This is a genomic window from Pseudomonas sp. MDV22-iso1 (assembly GCF_058145095.1).
In genome coordinates this window covers 204,977-226,331 of record NZ_JBYVMF010000001.1, presented here as the reverse complement: position 1 = coordinate 226,331, position 21,355 = coordinate 204,977, and the positions used below count along the sequence as shown (strand labels likewise).

Sequence of the window (21,355 nt, the reverse complement as noted above, 5' to 3'; positions counted from 1 at the left end):
CGCCCATGACCTCGCGGTCATGGGCGTTTTTTTGGCGTTAATTAACTGGCGCGTCAGGGGCGGTGAATAATCGCCGACCCCCAGGACAGGCCTACGCCGAAACCACTGATTGCCACGCGCTTCCAGCTGGAGTCGAACATGTGCTTTTCCAGCAGCAGGGGAATGCTCGACGACACGGTGTTACCGGTCTCGACCATGTCCTTGATGAACTTCTCCGGCTCGCCTTCGAAACGTCGCGCCACGGCGTCAACGATGGCCGCGCTGCCCTGGTGAATGCAAAACGCGTCGACATCCTGAGACGTCAGGCCCGACTCGTTCAGCAACTCGTGCAAGTGCGCTGGCACTTTGAGCAAGGCAAAGTTGAAGACCTGACGGCCGTTCATATAGAACACACCGTCCGTGACCTTCAAGTGAGGTGCGCCGGAACCGTCGGTACCGAACTTGGCTTTGCCGAGCTGCCAGGTCGCGTCTTCGCCCATCCAGGTAGCTGTGGCCGCATCGCCGAACAACATGGTGGTGTTGCGATCTTCCGGATCGACGATCTTCGAATACGGGTCGGCGGTGATCAGCAGGCCGTTCTTCAAGCCTGCGGCTTCCATGAAGCCTTTGATGGCATAGATGCCGTAGACATAGCCCGAGCAGCCCAGGGAGATGTCGAACGCCGCGACATTGGTCGACAGGCCCAGCTTGTCCTGAACGATGGCCGAGGTGTGCGGCAAGCCTTCTTCGTCACCGTTTTGCGTAACGACAATCAGCACGTCGATGGATTGACGATCCAGCTGAGGATTGTTCGCAAACAAGGCATTGGCCGCTTCGACACAGAGGTCGGATGTTTCCTGAGCCGGATCCTTGCGCGGCAGGAACGCCGAACCGATTTTCCCGAGGATGAACTCTTCATCCTTCTCGAACTTCGCGCCCTGAGCGTAATTATCCAGCCCACTCGCTGGCACGTAGCTAGCAATGCTTTTTATGCCAATCATTGTGGCTTCCCAATACTAAATAGCTGGAGATCACCGCTCGCAAGACCGAGAGGTACTGACAATACTGGATTTCACCGAGCGAAAAAATACGGCGCAGGCGCTTCAGAAATCCTGAAAACACGCCCGACAGGGGTCATTCCCCCGCCCATCCTTTTTTACACAATACAGTGAAGATGCGCTTTATGACTCGCAGGTCACGCATTATGCGTGCCTTGTGCCAAACATCCAGCCACAAACAAGCGATCAGTCGCCTGCTGAATGACAAAAAACACCGATTCAAGGGTCAAGAAGGGATAAAGAAGACATAGCCGACACCTGGGTGCCGGCTATCAAGAGAGGATCACAATTTGTTGAACAGGCTCAATTGAGAGATTTTCACGAATGCCAATTGCGATGCCTGCAGCAGCGATTGCTGAAAGGCCAGGTCGATCGAAGCGGTTGCAATATCGGTACTACCAATCGCTACCTGGGTACTGGCATTGGATAGACTGAGGCTGATGTTCTCGGTATTGGCAATATCCACCGAGTTCAAGCGCGCACCGATTGCTCCCTGCACACTCAGGATTTGCTCACTGGAGTTGTTCAGGTTGCCAATGGCCGAATTCAACGCGTCCTTAAGCTTGATCTGCGCCATGACATCACCGTCGGATGGCGTTTCCAGCGCTTGGCGCAACTGGCTCAACGTGTCGAGCGCACTCTGGGTTTTATGGCCGCTGGCACCCACGACGAACTGGTCGTCAGCGCCTGGAGTACCTGTGAAATCGAGTTTGACGCCCGCCACCGTGATCGAACCCGCCGTCAGCACACCATCGCCAATCGACTTGCTGTCTGCACTCATCGGCTGGGCGTACACCTTATAGTTGGTGGCATCGGTGAACTTGACGACCACACCGCTGCTGGGGAACCCGTTGACGTAGGCCGCTTGATCAGCAACACCGGAACCCGTGACTTGCGCAGTCGATGCGTTGCTAGGTGTACGGGATGCGTTGAAGCTGTCGGGCTTGCTGCCCAACGTGAAAATATGATCCTTGACCTCAGCGTCAGGCGTCATCGGCAGCGTAGTCGCGGGATCAACCGGAGCCTTGAGCCGTAGCGTGATATCGAATTGCACGCCGCGCAAATTGATGCTGGCGCTGCCTTCTTTCTTCGAATCGAAGGTGCCATTCCCGGACACCTCGGAAGTCACGTCATTGCCGTCTTTATCGGCGATGCTGAAGTGTGTGCTGTCAATAAACTTCAGCTCGTATGGCTCGCCGGCAGAGAAGTTCTTGGTGTAGGCCGCATTGGAAGTCAACAGGCCGGCAGATACTGAAACCGTGCCGTCATTGGGCTTGGACGGATCAAGGATTGCCTGGGTGCGTCCCGAATTGATCGCCGATTCGAGGATGCTCTTTCCGGTGTCACTGGTGGCAATAGACAGGGTGTCCGAGATCTGCAGACTGAGTTGGGTATCGTCCCCCTGGTAGGTGTAAGTGCCGTCGTTGTTGCGCACATAAGGTTGCGTTGTAGTCTTCGAACCCGCGAACAAGTAGTTACCGGACGGGTCCTTGCTATTGAGCAAACTCAGGACGTTAGCTTCGATCTCGCCCAGTTCTGCCGCGATCGATTTGCGATCCGCATCGCTCTTGCCACCATCACCCGCACTCAGCGTCAACTCACGAGCACGCTGCAGCGCTGTGTTGATGCTATCCAGCACGCTTTCTTCGTTCGCCAGCGTGTTTTTGATACTGCCGATGTTGGTGCTGTATTGGCCCAGCATGTCTTTCTGCTGTTGCAGCATCAGCAGCTTCGCAGCGCCCACAGGATCGTCACCAGCCGTCTGAATGCGATCTCCAGAACTGATCTGTTCCTGAGTCTTGACCACCGAAGAAAAATTATTCTGATACTTGGCCGCACTCGTCTCAAAGTACTGGGCAGTAGAAATACGCATCGTCGAAAACTCCCTTAAAGACTATTGATCAGCGTGCTGAAGGTTTCTTGCGCGGCCTTGATAATCTGCGACGACGCGGTGTAGTACTGCTGGAACTTGACCAGGTCGGCGGCCTCGTCATCCAGGTTGACCTGGGACACGGAACCGACTTCGGACTTGGCCCGGGCCAGGATTGCGCCACTGGCGGTGCTGTCACCCAGGGCCTGACTGGCCTTGGCGCCGACCTGTTCCACCAGTCGGCTGTAGGCGGTGGTCATGCTCATGCCGGCGTTGCCGCCAGTGACGCCGACCGTTGCCTTGGTCTGCAAACCCAACAGTTCGTTGGCGTTGCGGTTGTCTTTCTTGCCGTCGACGTTGAACGCGACTTCGTACTTGTCGTTCTTCGAAGGCGAGCCACTGACCGTGGTGTTGAAGGAGAACGACTTGCCCGCGATCGGGGCGCCCGACGCATCGAGTATCGGTACGTTGATCGTCAGGTCATTGCCCTGGCCCGGCACGATGGTGCCGGTGCCGATGCTCTGCCCTTTCGAGTTGAACACTTCGTAGCCCTGGCTTCCGCCTGCAGCCTCTTTGAAGGTCAGCGTCACCGGCATGGAATTCTTGATGCCGTCTTGCAGCGCAGCAAGGTCCGCGCCGCCATAGATGTCCATTGGAATGGTCAACGCCGGCGGAGTCAGCGCACCGGTACCGCCGTTGCCCGTGTTACTGGTCGCAACCAGCGCACCGGCGAAGGCGAGCTTGTTCGAGTCGGTCATCTGGGTGGTGATCGCGCTTGCGCCGGTGCGGGTCGGGATCACCTTGAACGAATCACCCGCGCTCAGACCGCCACCGTTCAGATCAAGTTTGAAACCGTCGATTTCTGCCGCCGGGGACAGGTCGAAAGACCCCATGTCCTTGCCGTCGGAGCGCTTGACCGTGTACTTGTCCGCCGCAGTAAACGTTACCTGATAATCAAAGGTCGTCAGCGCACTGGAGTTGGTGATCGTGACATCAAGGTTGCCTGAACCGGTGCTGTTGTTCGACGACGCGAGGCTGCGCTGACTGATAGCGGTCAAGCTGTTGATGCTGGAGAACAGCGATGAACCAAACTCGCCATTGGCATCGAGCCCCTGCCCCAACTGGCGGTTGATCTTGTCGGCAACCACAATCGCCGTACGGCCCAGGTCATTCATTGCCGGGACCAGCACGTCATCGCGATAGCGCAGCAAACCACCGATCTTGCCGCCGCTGACAACGGAGGTCACATCAGTGACTGACGACGGGGAGTTGACCTGAATGGTCAACTGACTCTTGTCGATCCCGGTTCGGGCCGTCGTGAGGGTGTTGGAGGTATTGCCCAACACCAGCGATTGCCCCGTCCCCAAGGAGATGTTGTAACTGCCGTTCTGTTCCTGAACCGTCACGCCGACCAGCTCGTTGAGCGTACGAACCGCTTCGTTACGCGCATCGAGCAAGTTGCTCGGGCCGCTGCCGGTCGAGCTGCTGGCCTGGGAAATCTGCTTGTTCAGCGAGGCAATGGAGGACGTCAACTGGTTGACCTTCTCGGTCATCGTCGTCAGCTGGCTGTTGATGCCCTCGTTCTGCTGTTGCATCTGCGAGGCTAAGGCGTTGAAGCGGTTGCTCAACGTTTGCGCATTGGTCAGCAGCAGTTGCCGGGCGGCCGTGTCGCTTGGCGTAGCGGCAGACGTTTGTACTGACGAAAAAAAGCTGCTCAAGACCGCGCTGATCCCCGTGGTCTTGTCGGAGAAGAGCTTGTCGAGCGGGTTCACTTGCTCGAGGTAGGCGTTGGCGTCATTACTCAGCGAGGTACTGGTCTGCAACTGCTGATCGAGATAAGCGTTGTAGACCCGACGCACGTCCGCCAGGGTCGTACCGCTGCCGATGAACACGCCGCCACTCAGATTGGATGTATTACTGCTCTGGATGGTCTGCTGGCGTGAATAGCCGGCGGTGTTGGCGTTGGCAATGTTGTTGCCGACGGTCGCCAACGACACCTGACTGGCGTTGAGCCCCGACATCCCGATATTGAGCAAACTCATGGTTCAGACCTTATACCTTGTGCCTATATAGGCGTGGTGGAAACGCCCGCCGCAGCGTAGTTCTGATAACTCGTCATCTGCTTGGCTATCTGCGAAATCTTGCTTGCGTAGTTCGGGTCGGTTGCATAACCGGCCTTCTGCAACTCGCGTACAAATTGTTCCGGGTTATCGGCCGACTTCACGACATCTTGATAACGATTGTTGCTTTGCAACAACGTCACCAGGTCGTGGAAGCTGTCCTTGTACGAGTCGTAGGAACGGAACTGCGCCGTCTCCTTGACCATCTCGCCATTCCTGAATTCACTGGTGATGGCCCGCGCCGAATCGCCCTTCCAGCTACTGCTGGCCTTGATGCCGAACAGGTTGTGACTGCTGCTGCCATCCTGGGCGCGCATGACCGATTTGCCCCAACCGGTTTCGAGCGCGGCCTGGGCCACCAGGTAGCGTGGATCGACACCAATGCGATCGGCCGCTTCCTTGGCCATGGGCAGCATGGCATTGACGAATTCGTCGGCGGAGCTGAAGGCTTTCTTCGCCGGCGCCAGCGGAATCTGCGCCATGGCACGGCCGTAAATCTGCAGACGGCCGGTCGATGGCGCCTCGGTCTGCGCCGTCAGCCAATCGCCGTTATAGAGCGAGCCGGAACCAGTGGTGCTGGTTGGCGGCACTTCGATTTTGTTGATCGCCGAGGTGGCTGTCGCCGCCGGAGCCGATGCCGGAGTCGATGCCGACGGCACCAGTCCCGCGAGCAAGCGATCCGCCAGTTTCGGTGGCAACGCCAATCGACGCTGATTGATCAACGCCATGTCGTTGCGGTGTGCGCCCTCGCCTGCAGCCTGCGGCGCATGTATCGAGCGCGAAGCCCACAGCGGGCGCTGGCCATTGAGGCGTGACAACGGCCCATTGGTGGCAACCGTGCCGGCAGCAATCGGCGTTTCCACGGCAGCTTTCGCTTCGGCCTGCTTGGCGGCGGACGCAGCCGCCGCCTCACCCGGCGCCATCGGTTTGTTCTTCGACATCTGGCGCATCAACACGTCGGCCAGACCGATACCACCACCCTCGCGGGACATGGAAACAGCCAGCTGCTGGTCGTACATTTCCTGGTACTGCTTGGCTTCAGGCGTGTTGAGCGGGTTGTCCTGCCCCAGCGTGTTGGTGGCGGAGCGCATGGACTTGAGCATTTCTCCGAGGAACAGCGACTCGAACTCCTGCGCAACCTTGCGCATGTTGCCATCGCTGTTCTTGTCGCCGACCTTGAGCTGATTCAGTCGATTCAGGTCCGAATAGGAACCCGAGTCGCTGCTGCTGACCAGACCGCTCTTGAACATATCCATGGTCGCCGTTCTCAGATCACGATCAGATCGGCTTGCAACGCGCCGGCCTGTTTCAATGCTTCGAGGATCGCCATCAAGTCACCCGGTGCCGCGCCGACCTGGTTAACCGCGCGAACGATTTCATCGAGGGTGGTGCCCGGGCCGAATTTGAACATCGGCTTGGCTTCCTGCTGGGCGTTGACTCGCGAGCGCGGCACGACCGCCGTCTGACCATTGGACAGAGGGCCGGGTTGGCTGACGATCGGGTCTTCGGTAATGGTCACGGTCAGGCTGCCGTGCGTCACGGCCGCCGGGGAAACCTTGACGTTCTGGCCGATCACGATAGTGCCCGTGCGGGAATTGATGATGACTTTCGCCACTGCCTGACCAGGATCGACTTCGAGGTTTTCGATGATCGACAGGTAGTCGACACGCTGGCTCGGGTCCAGTGGCGCACTGACGCGAATCGAACCGCCGTCGATGGCCTGGGCGACGCCAGGGCCGAGCATGTTGTTGATCTTGTCGACGATGCGCTTCGCCGTGGTGAAGTCCGAACGATTAAGGTTCAGGGTCAGGCTGTTGCCCTGATTGAAGCCGCTCGGCACCGAGCGCTCAACCGACGCACCGCCAGGGATGCGACCGGCCGACGGGACGTTGACGGTGATCTTCGAACCATCGCGACCTTCCGCATCGAAACCACCCACCACCAGGTTGCCCTGGGCGATGGCGTAGACATTACCGTCGATCCCTTTAAGCGGTGTCAGCAGCAAGGTGCCGCCACGCAGGCTCTTGGAGTTACCGATGGACGATACGGTGATATCAACCTGCTGACCGGGCTTGGCGAAGGCAGGCAAATCGGCGCTGATCGACACCGCGGCGACGTTCTTCAACTGCACGTTGCCCGAACCCGGCGGCACCTTGATGCCGAACTGCGAGAGCATGTTGTTGAAGGTCTGCAGGGTGAACGGGGTCTGTGTCGTCTGGTCACCGGTACCGTTGAGCCCGACCACCAGGCCGTAACCGATCAATTGGTTGGAACGCACGCCGGAAATACTGGCGATGTCCTTCAGCCGCTCGGCTTGAGCGCTGAAGGCTGCGGACAACAAAAGGGCGGCCACCGTCAGGTGTTTAAGATTCAAGATGGCCACCTAGAAAGGGAACAGCGGGCTGAGGAAGAAACGGTCGAACCAGCCTGGCTGACTCGCATCGGCAAAGGCACCGGTGCCCGAGTAGGTGATGCGTGCATCGGCGACACGGGTCGAGGAAACGGTGTTGTCGGTGGCGATGTCATCGGCCCGAACCATGCCGGCGATCCGCACCAGCTCATCGCCGGTGTTGAGGGTCAGCCACTTCTCGCCGCGCACGGCGATGATGCCGTTTGGCAGCACGTCGGCAACGGTCACGGTGATCGAACCGGTCAGGCTGTTGCTCTGCCCCGACTTGCTATCGCCCTTGGTGGCGCGGTCGCCGGCATAACCGACGTCCAGGCTCAGGTCACCCCCCCCCACCGGGTCATTGGTGCTCAGGCCACCACCGAAAAACGAGCTCAGCCCGATGTCGGTCTTGCTGGTCTTGCCCACCTGCGAGTTGGCGTTTTTGCTCGCCTGTGTCCGCTCGTTCAAGGTGATGGTAATGATGTCACCGACCCGGAAAGCCTTGCGGTCGCTGTACAGGTTCTGTTCGAAACCGGCCTGGTAGATCGAGCCGTTATTGGCGGCAGCCGGCAGCGGCGTGCGCGGCAACACCGGAGCGTAATAAGGGTCATTGGGCTTGGGCGTCGGGGCGACGCAGCCCGCGAGCGCGGTGATCCCACTCAGTGCCAGAACAGATACAAAGCGATTCATGACCCTACCTCACGGTGTTGCAGGCGACCTCATGGTCGCCACATAGACTTGATTACAGATTCTGCGTTACGAACGAGAGCATCTGGTCGGCGGTGGAGATCACCTTGGAGTTCATCTCGTAGGCGCGCTGGGTGGTGATCATGTTGACCATCTCCTCAACGGTGCTGACGTTGGACGTTTCCAGGGTGTTCTGCAGCGTGGTGCCGAAACCGGCGAGGCCCGGCGTACCGACTTGCGGCGCGCCACTGGCAGCTGTTTCCAGGAACAGGTTGTTACCCACGGCTTGCAGGCCGGCCGGGTTGATGAAGTCGGCGGTTTGCAGGTTGCCGATCACCTGGGACGCGGCGTTGCCGGGAACGGTGACGGACACGGTACCGTCGCGACCGACCGTGAAGGTCTGGGCGTCGTTCGGGATGACAATGGCCGGCTCCAGGGCGAAACCGCTGGCGTTGACGATCTGGCCGTTGGAGTCCAGATGGAATGTACCGTCACGGGTATAGGACGTGGTGCCGTCCGGCTGCAGAATCTGGAAGAAACCGCGACCGTCGATGGCCATGTCCAGTGGTTGCTCGGTGGTTTGCAGGCTGCCGGCGGTAAAGTTTTTCTGGGTGCCGACGATGCGCACACCGGTACCCACTTGCAGACCTGACGGCAGTTCGCTGTCCTGGGTCGACTGGGCGCCTGGCTGGCGTTTGATCTGATAGAGCAGGTCCTGGAATTCGGCGCGGTCACGTTTGAAACCCGTGGTCGACACGTTGGCCAGGTTGTTGGAAATGGTGGTCAGGTTGGTGTCCTGGGCGGACAGACCTGTTTTGGCAACCCATAGAGCCGGAAGCATTCGATTCTCCTCGTGCGCCTGTTTTACGGCGCGACGTTCTGGTAATTAGCTGATCTGCAAGACCCGAGCCATGGCCTGGTCGTCTTCTTTGGCGGTGTTCATCATCTTGATGTGCAATTCGAATTGCTTGGCCAGCGCCAGCACCGAGGTCATTTCCTCGACGGCATTGACGTTGCTCGACTCGAGGAAACCGGACACCAGTTTCACGCCGGCATCGGCCTGAGCCGGCTTGCCGTCCTTGGTATGGATCGAACCATCCAGGCCTTTGGTCATGTTCTTGAAATCAGGGTTGACCAGCTTGATGCGGTCGACTTCGGCCATCACTCGCGGGCCTTCGCCCATCGCGCGGATGCTGATGGTGCCATCTTCGCCGACTTCGATCTGTTGCTCGGGCGGCACGGCAATCGGTCCACCGTTGCCCATCACCGGCATACCGTTACCGGCCCGCAGCACGCCAAGGGCGTCAACGTTCAGGCTGCCGGTGCGCACATAGCTTTCACCACCATCCGGGTTCTGCACGGCGATCCAGCCATTGCCCTGAACCGCCACATCGAGATCACGACCGGTTTCCACCAGGGAGCCGGCGGAGAAATCGGTGGCCGGACGCTCGGACATGGCAAACGCACGCGCCGGAAAGCTGTCGCCGAACACCGGCATCGAGCGCGCTTGCTCCAGGTCTTTCTGAAAACCGTTGGTGGAGATGTTCGCCAGGTTGTTCGCATGAGCCTTTTGCGCCAATGCATTCTGGCTGGCGCCGGTCATCGCTACATAAAGGTACTTGTCCACACTCTTTCCTCTGCATGCCGGACGTTTGCCGCCCACTGCTGTACTGCTGAGCCATAAGCAATTTGCAGACCAACTTTTTTCTGGCGGCACCGGACCCGGCAAACAAAGGACTTGAGGGGTTTTACGAGGAAAGGAGGAATGTAGAGAAGACGAAAAACCGGCGGTGTTATGCCGCTACGCGGCAACGGGCCCTGTGAAAACAGCGTGGTACCTGTAGCAGCTGTCGAGATCTATGCAGGGCCCGAATCCTTACCCACCTCATACTCACGCAACTTGTTGGCAATCGTGGTGTGCGAAACCCCCAACCGCTTGCCCAGCTGCCGGCTGCTTGGATGCTCGGAATACAGGCGCTCCAGCACTGCCTTTTCAAACCGGCCGACAATTTCGTCCAACCCGCCTTCCAGCGAAAAATCGCCCAGGGGCTGACGCACGCCATAGTCCGGCAGACGAATATGTTCCGCCTTTACGGTGCCGCCTTCGCACAGGGAAACCGCCTGGAACAAGACGTTCTCCAGCTGCCGCACATTACCGGGCCAATGGTAATGACTGAGACGCTCCATGGCCGCTGGCGCCAACTTCGGCAACGGGCAGCCGATCTGCCGACTGGCCTGATCAAGAAAGTGCTCAACCAGCGGCGTCAGACCATCCAGACACTCGCGCAGCGGCGGGATGTGCAGAGACAGTACATTCAAGCGGTGGTACAGGTCCTGGCGAAACTCACCGCGCGCGCACAGTTCGGACAAATCCACCTGGGTCGCGCAAATCACTCGCACATCGAGGTAAACCTCTTCATCGCTGCCGACACGACGGAAGCATCCGTCCTGCAAGAAGCGCAGCAATTTCACCTGCAAGCGCGGGCTCATTTCGCCGACGCCATCGAGAAACAACGTACCGCCCGCCGTCAATTCCAGCAGCCCGAGCTTGCCTTCAGCCCGCGCGCCCTCGAAGGCGCCGGGACCGTAGCCGAACAGTTCGGTCTCGGCCATGGACTCTGGCAGGCCGGCACAGTTGAGCGCCATCAGCGGCGATTGACCCCGTGGACTGGCCAGGTGGCAGGCCCGCGCCAGCAGCTCCTTGCCGGTGCCGGTTTCGCCTTCTATTAAGAGTGGCGCATCCAGCGGCGCCATGCGTCGGGCTTCGCGGACCACGGCGGCCATCACTTTCGAACTTTGGAAAATGCTGTCGAACCCACGCAATTCCTGCTTGCGCACGTTGTAGATGCGCTCGCCCACCCGATCCGCACGGTGCAGCGTGAGTACTGCACCGGCCATGGCCTCGCTGTCATCGTGTTCCGATTGCAGCGGTGCGATGTCCGCAAGGAACACATCGCCTTTTACCTTCACTCGCAACCCGTTGATCCGCGACTTGTTGGCGCGGACCAGTTCTGGCAGGTCGAAATCCTCAGCGTAACGGGACAAGGGAATGCCCGGCACTTCGTCCACCCGCACGCCGAGCAACTGCGCCGCCGCACGATTGGCCGCGACAATCGAGCCGCCCATGTCGATCGACAACACCGGAAATTCCAGCGCACCAAGCAAGGCATTGAGCTCCATGTGCCGACGCTCACTGGGCATCAGCCCGACACGCTTGACGCCAAATACACCGGCGATGGATTCAAATTTCGCACGCAACGCCTGGAACTGGAGGTTGATCAGGTTTGGGCAGTGCAGGTAGATCGCATTCCCATGCTCACCCCCCACTTCGCCGCGAGCGACGTTGATCCCGTACTCCACCAGCAGGTTGAGAATGTCGCGCAGAATGCCGATGCGGTTCTGGCAGTGGACTTTGATACGCATATGAAAGACCTGATAAACGATGATTGACCTGTGGGAGCCAGCCTGCTGGCGATGACGTCGCATCAGTCGATGTTGATGTCGAATGACACACCGCTATCGCCAGCAGGCTGGCTCCCACAGGGTTAGCGCCCGACCTTTCTGACTAAGCGCTCAGATAGTCGTCAAGATTATGTGACACCTAAAGCGCTTTTCAAACTCGAAAAACTCAATAACTGCGCCACAGCAGGTTATCCGTAACGAAAACTTTACGTTTTGATAAGAATTTTCCTACTTTCTACTACTACCTGCTGCTGCATCGCCACGCACCATGGGGTATTTCTAACGCCATAGCTGGACATAACAAGAACGAAATTCCCTAGCAGGAGAGCAGCATGAAGCAGACGCAATACGTGGCTCGCGAGCCCGATGCGCAAGGTTTTATCGACTACCCCGCCGAAGAACACGCGGTGTGGAACACGCTGATCACTCGCCAACTGAAAGTGATCGAGGGTCGTGCGTGCCAGGAGTATCTGGACGGTATCGAAAAACTCGGTCTGCCCCACGACCGCATTCCTCAACTCGGCGAAATCAACAAGGTCCTCGGTGAAACCACCGGCTGGCAAGTCGCCCGCGTTCCGGCACTGATTCCCTTCCAGACGTTTTTCGAATTGCTGGCCAACAAGCAATTCCCCGTCGCGACCTTCATTCGTACCCGTGAAGAACTGGATTACCTCCAGGAGCCGGACATTTTCCATGAGATCTTTGGCCACTGTCCGCTGCTGACCAATCCCTGGTTCGCCGAATTTACCCACACTTACGGCAAACTCGGCCTGCAGGCGAGCAAGGAAGAACGCGTGTACCTGGCGCGTCTTTACTGGATGACCATCGAGTTCGGCCTGGTCGACACGCCTCAAGGCCAGCGAATCTATGGCGGCGGCATCCTCTCTTCGCCGAAAGAAACGGTTTACTGCCTGTCGGACGAGCCTGAGCATCAAGCCTTCGACCCTCTGGAATGCATGCGCACGCCTTACCGCATCGACATTCTGCAGCCGCTGTATTTTGTCCTGCCGAATCTCAAGCGCCTGTTCGACCTCGCCCACGAAGACATCATGGGCATGGTCCAGCAGGGCATGCAGCTTGGTTTGCACGCACCGAAATTTCCGCCCAAGCCCAAAGCGGCCTGAGTAGATCCCGCTCGCGACTTGCGCGCAAAGATAGTAATTTCCAACAAGAATCGAATTCAGGAACACACCATGAACGCTCTGAACCAAGCCCATTGCGAAGCCTGCCAAGCCGGCGCCCCTCAAGTCAGCGATGAAGAACTGCCGGTACTGATCAAGCAGATTCCAGACTGGAACATCGAAGTTCGCGACAGCATCATGCAGCTGGAAAAAGTCTTCCTGTTCAAGAATTTCAAGCACGCACTGGCGTTTACCAATGCGGTCGGCGAGATCTCTGAGGCGGAAGGTCACCACCCGGGCCTGCTGACCGAATGGGGCAAAGTCACCGTGACCTGGTGGAGCCACTCCATCAAAGGCCTGCACCGCAATGACTTCATCATGGCCGCGCGCACTGACGAAGTGGCCAAGGACGCCGAGGGCCGCAAGTAATGCATTTCGACGCCATCGGCCGGGTGCCCGGCGATCCGATTCTCGGTTTGATGGAGGCCTATGCGCAGGACCCGAATCCGCGCAAATTCGACCTCGGCGTGGGTGTCTACAAAGACGCCCAAGGCCTGACGCCCATTCCGCAAGCGGTGAAACTGGCCGAGGCGCGACTGGTGGACCGTCAGTCCACCAAAACCTATATCGGTGGTCATGGCGAGCCGGCGTTTGGCAAAGCGATCAACGAGTTGGTGCTGGGCGCGGATTCCGCGCTGATCTCGGAACAACGAGCCGGCGCGACCCAGACACCGGGTGGCACTGGCGCACTGCGCCTGAGCGCGGACTTCATCGCCCAATGCCTTCCGGGGCGCGGCGTGTGGCTGAGCAATCCGACCTGGCCGATTCACGAAACCATCTTCGCGACAGCCGGGGTCAAGGTCAGCCACTACCCTTACGTCGGCAAGGATAACCGTCTCGACGTCGAGGCGATGCTGGCGGTCCTTAACGAAGTGCCCATGGGCGACGTGGTGTTGCTGCATGCTTGCTGCCACAACCCGACCGGCTTCGATCTGTCCCATGACGACTGGCGTCGCGTGCTGGACATCGTGCGCAGTCGCGATTTGTTGCCGCTGATCGACTTCGCCTACCAGGGTTTTGGCGATGGCCTGGAGCAGGATGCCTGGTCGACCCGGCTGTTCGCTGCCGAGTTGCCAGAGGTGCTGATTACCAGTTCGTGCTCAAAGAACTTCGGCCTGTATCGGGATCGCACTGGCGCGCTGATTGTCTGTGCGAAAACCGCTGACAAATTGGTGGACGTTCGCAGCCAGCTGGCCAACATTGCCCGCAACCTGTGGTCGACGCCGCCAGATCATGGCGCTGCAGTGGTAGCGACCATTCTTGGTGATCCTGAACTGAAAAGCCTGTGGGCCGACGAAGTGGAGGCCATGCGCCTGCGCATCGCCCAACTGCGCAGCGGCCTGGTCGAAGCGCTTGAGCCTCACGGACTGCGTGAACGTTTCGCGCACATTGGGGTGCAACGCGGGATGTTCTCCTACACCGGCTTGACGCCTGAGCAGGTGAAGAACCTGCGTGATCACCACAGCGTCTACATGGTCGGTACTGGCCGGGCGAACGTGGCAGGTATAGACGCTACGCGCCTGGACCTGTTAGCCGAGGCGATTGCCGAGGTCTGCAAGTAGCTTGAGTAACAGCAAGCTCCCTTGTGAGGGAGCTTGCTACCGCTCGGCTGCGCAGCAGTCGTAAATGCACCTTCGATGAATCTGTTGCACCGCGTTGCCTGGCAATGGGGCCGCTTCGCAGCCCAGCGGCAGCAAGCTCTCCCTCGCGACATCCGGTCTCAATTAAGTTCCCGGCTGCGGCCATCTGTCGCAGAAATCCCATATAAAAGTCTATTTGTCATTTCTCCTGCTGTATCCTGCGCAAGCTTTGTAAAAGCGCGGATCTACCAGATCTATCAACAGACTTTGCGAGGAGCGCGAACCATGCACGAGATCCCTAATCTCCCCTTCCCAAGCCTGCACGAAACTGAGCAGACAACCACGCAACAAGCCGGCGCCCAACAGCCCGAGCCGAAAGAAGCCACTGACAGTCGCAAGGCTGACAGCGAAGACTGATACACCGCACTACCAGACCGTGTGGAAAGCGCTAACATGCGCTTTCCACACTGCCTGAAACCCGAGCCCCCCATGTCTGACGAATTCAGCGAAGAGCAAGCCAGCGCATTGATCGGCACCGCCGAGAAAATGATCGAGATCTGGAATCGCCTCTCCCCCGAAAAACAAGCCGCCCTGCTAGCCCGTTTCGGCAGCGAAGAAAATGCCTTGGCCGCCCTGGTCACGACGCAACTGGTTGCACCTGCCAAACCCTGATCAGCCCATCCGGCAAATAGTTTTACTTTTTCACGACCTGCGGCCGCTCGCGCCGCTATCATAAGCTGCCTATCTATCCTGCTTTCCCGTGGACCTTTACCCATGTCTGAAAACCAGCGCCCCCTGGCGGTCACGCTGCAAGTTGTCTCCATCGTTCTGTTCACCTTTATTGGCTACCTGAATATCGGCATTCCCTTGGCGGTGTTGCCTGGCTACGTCCACAGCGACCTGGGTTTCGGCGCCGTGATCGCCGGCCTGGTGATCAGCGTGCAATACCTCGCCACCCTGCTCAGCCGGCCGTATGCCGGGAAGATCATCGATAACAAAGGCAGCAAACTGGCGGTGATGTATGGCCTCGCCGGTTGTGGTTTGAGTGGGGTGTTCATGCTGATCTCGGCGTGGACTCAAAGTCTGCCGGCGCTTAGCCTCGTCAGTTTGCTGATCGGTCGCCTGGTCCTCGGCAGCGCAGAAAGCCTGGTGGGCTCGGGATCGATTGGCTGGGGCATTGGTCGCGTCGGCGCAGCGAACACCGCGAAAGTGATTTCCTGGAACGGCATCGCCAGCTACGGCGCACTGGCCGTCGGCGCGCCGCTGGGCGTGTTGCTGGTGAGGGAGTGGGGCCTGTGGAGCATGGGCGTGAGCATCGTGCTGCTGGCCATCCTCGGCCTGGCGCTGGCCTGGCCAAAAACCGCCGCGCCGATTGTCGTCGGCGAGCGCTTGCCGTTCATGCACGTACTGGGTCGGGTGTTGCCCCATGGCTGCGGTCTGGCGCTGGGCTCGATCGGGTTCGGCACCATCGCCACGTTCATTACCCTGTATTACGCCACGCAACACTGGGACAACGCGGTGCTTTGCCTGAGCCTGTTCGGCGCCAGTTTCATTGGTGCACGATTGCTGTTCGGCAATCTGATCAATCGCCTCGGTGGCTTTCGCGTGGCGATTGCCTGTCTCTCGGTGGAAACCCTGGGCTTGCTGCTGCTGTGGTTGGCGCCGGACGCCCACTGGGCATTGGCCGGCGCAGCACTGAGTGGGTTCGGCTTTTCGCTGGTATTCCCGGCGCTTGGCGTAGAAGCGGTGAACCTGGTTCCGGCCTCAAGCCGTGGGGCAGCGGTCGGTGCTTACTCGCTGTTCATCGACTTGTCGTTAGGGATTACCGGACCGTTGGCGGGTGCGATTGCAGCAGGTTTCGGTTTTGCCTCGATCTTCCTGTTCGCTGCCATTGCCGCGTTAAGTGGTTTGGGCTTGAGTGTTTACCTGTACCGCCAGGCGCCCAGGCACCTGAATGAAAAGTACCGTGAAGAGCGTGGCACTCCCTAGAAATCGACCTTCCCTCGCCCGGCCTTGATGCTGCCGCGCTTGGTTTTGGATTCCAGTCGACGCTTCTTCGAGCCCAGCGTCGGCTTGGTCGGCCGGCGTTTCTTTTCGACCTTGGTGGCGCTGAGTATCAACTCGATCAACCGCTCCAGCGCGTCGGCGCGATTGGCCTCCTGTGTCCGGTATTGCTGGGCCTTGATGATCAACACGCCTTCGCTGGTGATGCGACTGTCACGCAGCGCCAGCAGGCGTTCTTTGTAGAACTCGGGCAAAGACGAGGCCGGGATGTCGAAGCGCAGGTGCATGGCGCTGGAAACCTTGTTGACGTTCTGTCCACCGGCGCCCTGGGCGCGGATGGCTGTCAACTCGATCTCGGCATCCGGCAGATGCACGTTGTTGGAAATCACCAGCATGGAAAAGCGTCCGTATTCAGAACATGCAGGATACCGCGAATGAAGGAGTGCCCTTGCAGGAGCTGCCGCAGGCTGCGATTTTTGATCCTGATTTTCTCCCGATATCGCTGAAATGCGGGATCAAAAGATAACAGCCTTGCTTCGCTCGAGCTCCTGCGAGTAATAATTGCTACGCAACAGATAAACCCAGCTCCGACAGCAGCATCGAGGCTTGTGCGCGAGAAATCACGGCGCCCTTGAACAGTTTCGCATCATTGAGTCGAAAGCCGCTCAAATCGGCACCGCGCAAATCCGCACCGGCGAATGTCGCGCCATCGATACGGGCATGGGCGAGGCTGCAATCAACAAACTCTGCTTTGCGAAAGTCCGCATCACTCAGGTCCGCTTCAGAAAAATCCAGGTTGTTCAGCGTGCTTCTGGCAAAGGACATCCCCGGCAAAAAAGCACTGTTGAGTCGCGTCTCGTTGAACGAAAGCCCCAGACCCGAACAGTGACTGAAGTTGGCGCCGGTCAGCTTGCAGCCGTTGAACTCGACTTGCGCCAACTTAGCTCGCTGCCAGCTCGTATTGTTCAGATCACAATTGCCGAACGATGCCTCAAGCAAGTGCGCGGCTTCGAAAACCCCGTGTGCCCCCCGGCACCCTTTCCACGTTGTGCCCTCCAGACGAGCCCCTAGAAACTGACTGCGGAGCAAGGTACAGCGATGGAACTCGCAGTGATCCAGTACCAACCGCGACAAATCGGCATCGGTGAAGTCCACACCGATGAAGCGCAGCGGCAAGCCGTGATGATCAATCGCCGCCTGAACGTCCTCACGACCCAACAGGCCGCCTTCTATTTCGTAGTGCGTTTGTTCTTCGCTCATGCTTGCCTCCTGTCCTGTATTTCTGGCTTGAGCAGTCTATCGTCACCTCTTGTAGGACCGCAGACAAAAAAGCCGGCAGACGCCGGCTCTTTTGTTGTCATCCGTCTCCTACTTGATCACGGAGCCGGTCATCGCAGCGCCGTGGTTACGACGCTTGTTTTTGATGCCGTAGCAGATCCACATGAACGCAACCCACACCGGTATCGCGTAGACCGAGATCTGGATACCCGGAATCAGCAGCATCACACCCAGGATGAACACCACGAACGCCAGGCAGATGTAGTTACCGTAGGGGTACCACAGCGCCTTGAACAGCGGCGTTTGTTGGGTCTTGTTCATGTGCTGGCGGAACTTGAAGTGCGAGAAGCTGATCATCGCCCAGTTGATGACCAGGGTGGCCACTACCAGCGACATCAACAGCTCAAGCGCGCTGTGCGGGATCAGGTAGTTCAGCAGTACGGCGATCAATGTCACCGCTGCCGAAGCCAGGATCGAGCGTACAGGCACGCCTCGCTTGTCGATCTTCGCCAGGGCCTTGGGCGCATCACCCTGCTCGGCCATGCCCAGCAACATACGGCTGTTGCAGTAGGTACCGCTGTTGTAGACCGACAATGCAGCGGTCAGCACGACAAAGTTCAGGATGTGCGCGGCAGTGCTGCTGCCAAGCATCGAGAACACCTGAACGAACGGGCTGCCGCTGTAGGAATCGCCGGAAGCATTCAGGGTGGCCAGCAGGCTGTCCCATGGTGTCAGCGACAAAAGAATGACCAGTGCGCCGATGTAGAAAATCAGGATCCTGTAGATCACTTGGTTGATGGCTTTCGGGATCACGGTTTTCGGCTTGTCGGCTTCTGCTGCGGTGAAACCGAGCATTTCCAGACCGCCGAATGAGAACATGATGATCGCCATGGCCATGACCAGACCGCTAATCCCGTTCGGGAAAAAGCCGCCATGGGCCCACAGGTTGGTCACCGATGCCTGGGGACCGCCGTTGCCGCTGACCAGCAGGTAGCTGCCCAGCGCAATCATGCCGACGATGGCCACGACTTTGATGATCGCGAACCAGAACTCGGCCTCGCCAAAGACTTTGACGTTCGCCAGGTTGATCAGGTTGATCAGTACGAAGAATCCGGCAGCAGAGACCCAGGTCGGGATGTCCGGCGCCCAATAGTGAATGTACTTGCCGACCGCAGTCAGCTCCGACATGCCCACCAGGATGTACAGAATCCAGCAGTTCCAGCCCGACAGGAAGCCGGCGAAACCACCCCAATACTTGTGAGCAAAGTGGCTGAAAGAACCGGCCACCGGCTCTTCGACGATCATTTCGCCCAGTTGGCGCATGATCATGAAAGCGATGAAGCCGCAGATGGCATAGCCGAGGATCATCGACGGGCCAGCAGATTTCAGCACGCCGGCCGAGCCCAGAAACAAACCGGTACCGATGGCGCCACCGAGGGCGATCAATTGAATGTGGCGATTTTTCAGGCCGCGCTTCAGCTCGCCTGAATGCGAGTTTTGTCCACTCATGAAAAGGGTCTCACGCAAGGTTTGATGATGTTCAGTAGACGATGCTGCTCAGTTGCGATTTCAAGCAGCACCGATCAAACCCCAGCGCAGGCACCAGGAGTTCAGCGTATTTACAACGTTCATGCGTCACCTGTTTGTTTTTATCTGTGACGAAATCGAACCCGACACGCTTGTGGCGCAGCGGAGTGAACAAGGCGGATAGCCCTGAGGTTTGCGCAGATGCGCAGGAGGTCACAGTTAAAACGCGGCGCATTGTACACCTGTAACCCCCTGCTGCCAGACATCACAGGATCAGCGTGTCGGTTGCCGGGATTGCGTGTGTCCGCCTCGGAGCTGCCGGGCGGATGCAAAAATTGAGTCAGACCTTTGCGGGTCATCGACGGGAACGGTAAGAAAACGTCCCTTGGGGAGATGAAGATGGATCGCGGCGTTCATTGCGCCTCCTTGTTTTTATGCACCTGCACGGCAGGCATGGGGCGCATCTGATCCTTCTATGGAGGCTGAAACAAGCGGGCCAGAGCGCTGGCGAGGGGGCATGGAAGCGCCCGACGGAAGGAATTCCTTACAGAATCGAGGACGTGTCGATTGCGCTGGACGAATCGGGGAATTTCGTAAGTTTTTCGTTACAGGCCGTAACGCAGGATTTCCATTCTGGAACTGGGTGGAATGGCCGCAGGCGCCATCGCGAGCAAGCTTGGCTCCCATAGGGTGAATGGGCGCAAGCACTCTCTGGGACATCTTGAATGAACGTGGGAGTGGGCTTGCTCGCGTAGAGGCCCTTGAATTCACCACATCATTAAAGGCGGCAAAAAAAAACGCCAACCCGAAGGTTGGCGTTTTTCATGTACCGCTCACCGATTACTCAGGCTTGCGACGACCGAAGCCCGGACGCTGGCCCGAACCGGCCGGTGCACCACGACGCTTGCCCGATGGCGCGTCCTTGTCGACCAGAACGATGCCTGGGCGTTTTTTCGGCGCTGGCTTGGCCGGACGCTTGGTATCGGTCGGACGATCCGCCACTGGCGTACCGCGACCTGATTCACCACGACCAGCAGGTGCCCCACGATCGCTGCGACCGCCCGTTGGCGCGCCGCGACCTTCGCCGCGCTCAGTGCGACCGTTGGCCGGACGCGGAGTACGTGGACCGCGCTCGCCATCGGCACGCGGTGCTGCCGGCTTGCGGGCAGGACGTTCGCCTTCGATATGCGGCTCACGGGCTGGACGCGGACCGGCAGCCGGTGCGCCTGCCGCAGGACGCAGAGTGCGTACGCGCTCGGTAGTGCCCATCGGACGGGACGATTTACGCTGCATGCGCTCGAGCTTGTCTTTGCTCTTGGCGTTCATCTGCGGCATGGCCACCGGGGTCAAGCCCACTTCAGCACTCAAAATGTCGACTTCGTACTGGCTCATTTCGCGCCAGCGGCCCATCGGCAGATCGGAGTTGAGGAACACCGGACCGAAACGCACGCGCTTCAGGCGGCTGACCACCAGGCCCTGGGATTCCCACAGACGACGAACTTCGCGGTTACGACCTTCCATCACCACGCAGTGGTACCAGTGGTTGAAGCCTTCGCCTCCTGGTGCCTGCTTGATGTCGGTGAACTTGGCCGGACCGTCTTCGAGGACGACGCCCGCTTTCAAACGTTCGATCATCTCGTCATCGACTTCACCACGAACACGCACCGCGTATTCACGGTCCATTTCGTAGGACGGGTGCATCAGGCGGTTGGCGAGTTCACCGTCGGTGGTAAACATCAGCAGACCGGTGGTGTTGATGTCCAGGCGACCGATGTTGATCCAGCGGCCTTCTTTCGGGCGCGGCATCTTGTCGAATACGGTTGGACGGCCTTCCGGGTCGTTACGGGTGCAGATCTCACCGTCGGGCTTGTTGTACATGATCACGCGGCGTACCGACTCGGCGGCTTCTTCGCGCTTGATCACCTTGCCATCGATGGTGATGGCGTCATGCAGGTCGACGCGCTGACCGAGGGTGGCGTCTTTGCCATTGACCTTGATGCGGCCGTGGCTGATCCAGGCTTCTACGTCACGGCGCGAGCCGACGCCGATACGGGCGAGGACTTTCTGCAGTTTTTCGCCTGCTGGGCCGATTTCCTGGTCGTCTTTCTGGTCGTTGATACTCATCTGGGCACCTCCCGGTGTGGTCTGTTCAGGAAGCCCTGAATTGAGCGTCCTGAAGCGATGTAAATCTGGGTACTTTGGCGAAGCAGTCGCCGAAGG

Annotated in this window: 19 protein-coding genes; 6 read left to right on the top strand and 13 right to left on the bottom strand. The window is 58.8% G+C overall.

Annotation, left to right across the window (positions count from 1 at the left end; all coding sequences use genetic code 11):
• Positions 1-53 precede the first annotated feature (53 nt).
• The 9 genes from AC3ZVB_RS01010 to AC3ZVB_RS00970 form a co-directional block, all read right to left on the bottom strand.
• Positions 54-980 (bottom strand): ketoacyl-ACP synthase III, encoded by a 927-nt coding sequence (locus AC3ZVB_RS01010; RefSeq protein WP_194690664.1) that lies wholly within the window; start codon positions 978-980, stop codon positions 54-56.
• Between the two features lie 340 nt (positions 981-1,320).
• The gene (locus tag AC3ZVB_RS01005) at positions 1,321-2,910 is read right to left on the bottom strand and encodes a flagellar hook-associated protein 3 (protein WP_490145548.1); all 1,590 of its coding nucleotides are present in this window, start codon (positions 2,908-2,910) and stop codon (positions 1,321-1,323) included.
• A gap of 14 nt (positions 2,911-2,924) precedes the next feature.
• Positions 2,925-4,949 (bottom strand): flagellar hook-associated protein FlgK, encoded by a 2,025-nt coding sequence (flgK, locus tag AC3ZVB_RS01000; protein WP_490145547.1) that lies wholly within the window; start codon positions 4,947-4,949, stop codon positions 2,925-2,927.
• 23 nt (positions 4,950-4,972) lie between these two features.
• Positions 4,973-6,283, bottom strand: a complete 1,311-nt coding sequence (flgJ, locus tag AC3ZVB_RS00995) for a flagellar assembly peptidoglycan hydrolase FlgJ (RefSeq protein WP_490145546.1) — start codon at positions 6,281-6,283, stop codon at positions 4,973-4,975.
• Positions 6,284-6,294: 11 nt separating this feature from the next.
• A complete protein-coding gene (locus tag AC3ZVB_RS00990) occupies positions 6,295-7,404 on the bottom strand; it encodes a flagellar basal body P-ring protein FlgI (protein ID WP_162440436.1) in 1,110 nt (369 codons plus the stop codon).
• A gap of 6 nt (positions 7,405-7,410) precedes the next feature.
• Positions 7,411-8,106, bottom strand: a complete 696-nt coding sequence (gene flgH, locus AC3ZVB_RS00985) for a flagellar basal body L-ring protein FlgH (protein ID WP_162440425.1) — start codon at positions 8,104-8,106, stop codon at positions 7,411-7,413.
• A gap of 52 nt (positions 8,107-8,158) precedes the next feature.
• A complete protein-coding gene (gene flgG, locus AC3ZVB_RS00980; RefSeq protein ID WP_045058874.1) occupies positions 8,159-8,944 on the bottom strand; it encodes a flagellar basal-body rod protein FlgG in 786 nt (261 codons plus the stop codon).
• Between the two features lie 45 nt (positions 8,945-8,989).
• Positions 8,990-9,730, bottom strand: a complete 741-nt coding sequence (locus tag AC3ZVB_RS00975; protein WP_162440426.1) for a flagellar basal body rod protein FlgF — start codon at positions 9,728-9,730, stop codon at positions 8,990-8,992.
• A gap of 230 nt (positions 9,731-9,960) precedes the next feature.
• Positions 9,961-11,526 carry a sigma-54-dependent transcriptional regulator gene (locus tag AC3ZVB_RS00970; protein ID WP_194690668.1) on the bottom strand — a complete coding sequence of 522 codons (1,566 nt, stop codon included), beginning with the start codon at positions 11,524-11,526 and terminating at the stop codon, positions 9,961-9,963.
• Positions 11,527-11,897: 371 nt separating this feature from the next.
• On the opposite strand from AC3ZVB_RS00970, the gene phhA reads away from it, so the two are divergent.
• The 6 genes from phhA (at position 11,898) to AC3ZVB_RS00940 (ending at position 16,315) form a co-directional block, all read left to right on the top strand.
• Positions 11,898-12,689 (top strand): phenylalanine 4-monooxygenase, encoded by a 792-nt coding sequence (gene phhA, locus AC3ZVB_RS00965; protein ID WP_162440428.1) that lies wholly within the window; start codon positions 11,898-11,900, stop codon positions 12,687-12,689.
• 69 nt (positions 12,690-12,758) lie between these two features.
• Positions 12,759-13,115, top strand: coding sequence for a 4a-hydroxytetrahydrobiopterin dehydratase (locus tag AC3ZVB_RS00960; RefSeq protein WP_162440429.1), 357 nt, complete (start codon positions 12,759-12,761; stop codon positions 13,113-13,115).
• Complete coding sequence (locus AC3ZVB_RS00955) at positions 13,115-14,308, top strand: amino acid aminotransferase (RefSeq protein ID WP_490145545.1); 1,194 nt, start codon at positions 13,115-13,117, stop codon at positions 14,306-14,308. The genes AC3ZVB_RS00960 and AC3ZVB_RS00955 overlap by 1 nt, the downstream gene beginning before the upstream one ends.
• 303 nt (positions 14,309-14,611) lie before the next feature.
• The gene (locus AC3ZVB_RS00950) at positions 14,612-14,743 is read left to right on the top strand and encodes a hypothetical protein (protein ID WP_268932884.1); all 132 of its coding nucleotides are present in this window, start codon (positions 14,612-14,614) and stop codon (positions 14,741-14,743) included.
• 72 nt (positions 14,744-14,815) lie between these two features.
• Positions 14,816-14,998, top strand: a complete 183-nt coding sequence (locus AC3ZVB_RS00945) for a hypothetical protein (RefSeq protein ID WP_162440431.1) — start codon at positions 14,816-14,818, stop codon at positions 14,996-14,998.
• Positions 14,999-15,100: 102 nt separating this feature from the next.
• Positions 15,101-16,315 (top strand): MFS transporter, encoded by a 1,215-nt coding sequence (locus AC3ZVB_RS00940; protein ID WP_490145544.1) that lies wholly within the window; start codon positions 15,101-15,103, stop codon positions 16,313-16,315.
• Here the strand turns inward: AC3ZVB_RS00940 and arfB are convergent.
• The 4 genes from arfB to rluB all read right to left on the bottom strand — a co-directional run bounded on the left by arfB (position 16,312) and on the right by rluB (position 21,259).
• The gene (gene arfB / locus AC3ZVB_RS00935) at positions 16,312-16,725 is read right to left on the bottom strand and encodes an alternative ribosome rescue aminoacyl-tRNA hydrolase ArfB (RefSeq protein WP_123434006.1); all 414 of its coding nucleotides are present in this window, start codon (positions 16,723-16,725) and stop codon (positions 16,312-16,314) included. The genes AC3ZVB_RS00940 and arfB overlap by 4 nt on opposite strands.
• Positions 16,726-16,894: 169 nt before the next feature.
• Positions 16,895-17,590, bottom strand: coding sequence for a pentapeptide repeat-containing protein (locus AC3ZVB_RS00930; protein ID WP_490145543.1), 696 nt, complete (start codon positions 17,588-17,590; stop codon positions 16,895-16,897).
• 108 nt (positions 17,591-17,698) lie between these two features.
• The gene (locus AC3ZVB_RS00925; protein WP_162440434.1) at positions 17,699-19,117 is read right to left on the bottom strand and encodes an amino acid permease; all 1,419 of its coding nucleotides are present in this window, start codon (positions 19,115-19,117) and stop codon (positions 17,699-17,701) included.
• An 858-nt stretch (positions 19,118-19,975) separates the two neighbouring features.
• Positions 19,976-21,259 (bottom strand): 23S rRNA pseudouridine(2605) synthase RluB, encoded by a 1,284-nt coding sequence (rluB, locus tag AC3ZVB_RS00920; RefSeq protein WP_194690673.1) that lies wholly within the window; start codon positions 21,257-21,259, stop codon positions 19,976-19,978.
• Between the last annotated feature and the right edge of the window lie 96 nt (positions 21,260-21,355).

Coding starts and splice junctions, on each gene's coding strand:
- flgK (WP_490145547.1), bottom strand. CDS start 4,949: ATGAGTTTGCTCAATATCGGGATGTCGGGGCTCAACGCCAGTCAGGTG.
- AC3ZVB_RS00960 (WP_162440429.1), top strand. CDS start 12,759: ATGAACGCTCTGAACCAAGCCCATTGCGAAGCCTGCCAAGCCGGCGCC.
- AC3ZVB_RS00930 (WP_490145543.1), bottom strand. CDS start 17,590: ATGAGCGAAGAACAAACGCACTACGAAATAGAAGGCGGCCTGTTGGGT.
- AC3ZVB_RS00925 (WP_162440434.1), bottom strand. CDS start 19,117: ATGAGTGGACAAAACTCGCATTCAGGCGAGCTGAAGCGCGGCCTGAAA.
- AC3ZVB_RS00955 (WP_490145545.1), top strand. CDS start 13,115: ATGCATTTCGACGCCATCGGCCGGGTGCCCGGCGATCCGATTCTCGGT.
- AC3ZVB_RS00945 (WP_162440431.1), top strand. CDS start 14,816: ATGTCTGACGAATTCAGCGAAGAGCAAGCCAGCGCATTGATCGGCACC.
- rluB (WP_194690673.1), bottom strand. CDS start 21,259: ATGAGTATCAACGACCAGAAAGACGACCAGGAAATCGGCCCAGCAGGC.
- AC3ZVB_RS00940 (WP_490145544.1), top strand. CDS start 15,101: ATGTCTGAAAACCAGCGCCCCCTGGCGGTCACGCTGCAAGTTGTCTCC.
- AC3ZVB_RS01005 (WP_490145548.1), bottom strand. CDS start 2,910: ATGCGTATTTCTACTGCCCAGTACTTTGAGACGAGTGCGGCCAAGTAT.
- arfB (WP_123434006.1), bottom strand. CDS start 16,725: ATGCTGGTGATTTCCAACAACGTGCATCTGCCGGATGCCGAGATCGAG.
- flgG (WP_045058874.1), bottom strand. CDS start 8,944: ATGCTTCCGGCTCTATGGGTTGCCAAAACAGGTCTGTCCGCCCAGGAC.
- AC3ZVB_RS00950 (WP_268932884.1), top strand. CDS start 14,612: ATGCACGAGATCCCTAATCTCCCCTTCCCAAGCCTGCACGAAACTGAG.
- flgH (WP_162440425.1), bottom strand. CDS start 8,106: ATGAATCGCTTTGTATCTGTTCTGGCACTGAGTGGGATCACCGCGCTC.
- flgJ (WP_490145546.1), bottom strand. CDS start 6,283: ATGGATATGTTCAAGAGCGGTCTGGTCAGCAGCAGCGACTCGGGTTCC.
- phhA (WP_162440428.1), top strand. CDS start 11,898: ATGAAGCAGACGCAATACGTGGCTCGCGAGCCCGATGCGCAAGGTTTT.
- AC3ZVB_RS01010 (WP_194690664.1), bottom strand. CDS start 980: ATGATTGGCATAAAAAGCATTGCTAGCTACGTGCCAGCGAGTGGGCTG.
- AC3ZVB_RS00970 (WP_194690668.1), bottom strand. CDS start 11,526: ATGCGTATCAAAGTCCACTGCCAGAACCGCATCGGCATTCTGCGCGAC.